The 2,697-nt window shown below is 53.5% G+C and carries 2 protein-coding genes; both read left to right on the top strand.

The genetic code is table 11. From position 1 onward, the window contains the following. The coding region (locus tag H6F43_RS22910) for a response regulator (protein ID WP_190340236.1) at window positions 1–1,545 on the top strand (1,545 nt) is incomplete at its 5' end. A gap of 7 nt (window positions 1,546–1,552) precedes the next feature. Next, window positions 1,553–2,697: GAF domain-containing protein (locus H6F43_RS22905; protein ID WP_242025234.1), on the top strand; the 1,145-nt coding region annotated here is incomplete at its 3' end.

The following is a 2,697-nucleotide window of genomic DNA, read 5'->3' as shown; positions in this document are numbered from 1 at the left end:
GTCGATCGACGGGTTGCCGTGCTTGAGCAAGCCGTGGCGCTGCTGCTGCAAGATCAGTTGACTGAGGCGCTGCGACAGCAGGCAGAGCAGGAGTCTCATAAGCTAGCTGGCTCATTGGGCATGTTTGGATCTGACGAAGGATCTCGTCTGGCGCAAAAAATTGAGCCGCTGTTTGAGACGGGACGATCGCTGAACTTCCAACAGAAGCAGCACCTAGCCCAACTCGTGACCGCCCTGCGTCAAGAACTACAGCGCATGGACGATCGGCACCTGCCCGACATTATCTCAAGTGAACCAGAGGATGAGCGTCCTTGGTTCGTAATCATCAGTTCAAACCGCGCGCTGACTGATCAATTAGCGGAGGCGGCTCCCCGTTGGGGACTGCGCCCCGGCAGCATCGCAAATCCGGTTGCTGCCAGAGCGCAAATTTGTCAGAAGCGTCCGGATGTGGTGCTGCTAGATATGACATCTGCCAACACCCTGGAAAACTATTGGATGCTGCTGTCAGAACTGAGCGCTAATACGCCACCAGTGCCGACTCTGGTTCTGATCGAGCAGAACAGCTTGATCGATCGCGTGGAAGTGGCTCGACTGGGAGGACGGGGAGTTTTACAGCAGCCAGTAACCGCAACTCAGGTGTTAGAGGCGGTCAACCAAGCGCTGCAAAACAGCCAGCCTACACAGGCAATGGTGATGGTGGTAGACGACGATCGGCAGGTATTGACTGCACTCCAGCGGTTGCTGATCCCTTGGGGACTGCATGTCACCGTCCTCGACAATCCGCTTCGATTCTTGGATACGCTGGAATCTACTCGACCTGATTTGTTGGTTTTAGATGTAGAAATGCCTGAAATTAATGGCATTGAGCTGTGCCAAGTGGTTCGCAATGACTTGCGCTGGAGTAGCTTGCCCGTCCTGTTTCTGACGGCTCATTCCGATGCTGAAACGATGCATCGCGTATTTGAGGCGGGTGCAGACGACTATGTAAGAAAGCCGATCGTCGGTCCAGAACTGGTAACGCGAATTTTTAATCGGCTGGAGCGATCTCGCCTGCTGAAATGTCTTGCAGAAACCGATGCCTTAACTGGCGTCCCCAATCGGCAGAAGTCCACTCAATCGCTGACTCAATTTCTTCAGTGGTGCAGCCACTGCCAGCGATCGTTTTGCTTTGCTCTAATCCAGCTAGACCACCTGAAGCAGGTAAACCAACAGTACAGCCATGCAATGGGCGATGATGTGCTGGCCCGCTTTGGAGAATTGCTGCGGCAAGTATTCCACAGTGAAGACGTAGTGGGTCGCTGGGGAGGCGCAGAGTTTGTTGTGGGAATGCCTACCCTGACCAAAAAAGACGCTGCGCAACGGCTTTCTGAGTTGCGTAAAACCTTAAACCGATTGGAGTTCACCGCGGAAGATGGCACTCCGTTTCGAGCCACCTTTCGGGCAGGAGTTGTTCAGTACCCTCAGGATGGTGCAGATTTACAAACGCTTTATCAAGCCGCCAACCTACTGTTAAGTCAGGATAGAACTGGAGGAGGCAATCCGTGAAGGGGAAATGATGCAAGCTCCACTGCCCGACAATGAATCTGCACGGCTCTATGCGCTCCGGCAGTACGAGATTCTGGATACTGCTCCCGAAGAGGCATTCGACGATTTGACCCAGCTTGCTGCTTACCTTTGCGGCACGCCGATCGCCCTTATCAGCCTGATCGATGACTGTCGCCAGTGGTTCAAATCCAAAATTGGGATAGATGCACCGGAAACACCGCGTGGTCTAGCATTCTGTGCCCATGCAATTCTGCAACCCAACGATCTTCTGATTGTCCCCAACACCTTACAGGACGAACGGTTCGCAACCAATTCTCTGGTTACGAACGATCCGCACATTCGCTTCTATGCCGGAGCACCGCTCGTCACCTCGGATGGCTACTCGTTGGGCACGCTTTGTGTGATCGATCGCGTGCCTCGGGAACTGACTCCAGAGCAAACTCAAGCGCTGCAGCGCTTGAGCCGCCAAGTGATTGCTCAGCTAGAACTGCGGCGTAATTTAGCCCGGCTGGCACAAACGACAACGGAGCTTCAGGAGGCAGAACAAGCGCGGAGCCAACTTCTGGCTCAAGAGCACGCGGCGCGGGCGGAGGCTGAAGCGGCGGGCGATCGCGTCACCAGCATTTTGGAAAGTATTACCGATGGCTTTTTTGCACTGGACCACGACTGGCGGTTTATTTACCTGAATTCCCAGGCAGAGATGCTCTTGCACAAAAACCGGCAAGAGTTACTGGGTCAAGTCATTTGGGAGGCGTTTCCCGAAGCCGTTTACTTAACGTTCTATACGGAGTACCACCGAGCGGTGTCGGAGCAGGTCAGCGTTAAATTTGAAACGTTCTATGCGCCGTTGGACCACTGGGTTGAAGTGGATGCCTACCCATCGAAAGAAGGGTTGTCCGTTTACTTTCGCAATATCAATCAGCGTAAGCAGGCAGAAGCCATACTGCAACAGACATTGACCCTTCAGCGGGCAATTCTGGACAGCGCCAACTACAGCATTATTTCAACCACGGTTGATGGCACAATTCTTACCTTCAATGCAGCAGCAGAGCGCTGGCTTGGCTACAGCGCAGCAGATGTGGTTGGAAAAACGACCCCAGTTTTTATTCATGATCCTGATGAAATTGTTCAGCGATCGCGGGAGCTATCGCA

The sequence above is a fragment of the Leptolyngbya sp. FACHB-36 genome (genome assembly GCF_014695955.1).
Classification (GTDB): domain Bacteria; phylum Cyanobacteriota; class Cyanobacteriia; order Leptolyngbyales; family Leptolyngbyaceae; genus FACHB-36.
This window is presented reverse-complemented; position numbering and strand designations above follow the sequence as displayed.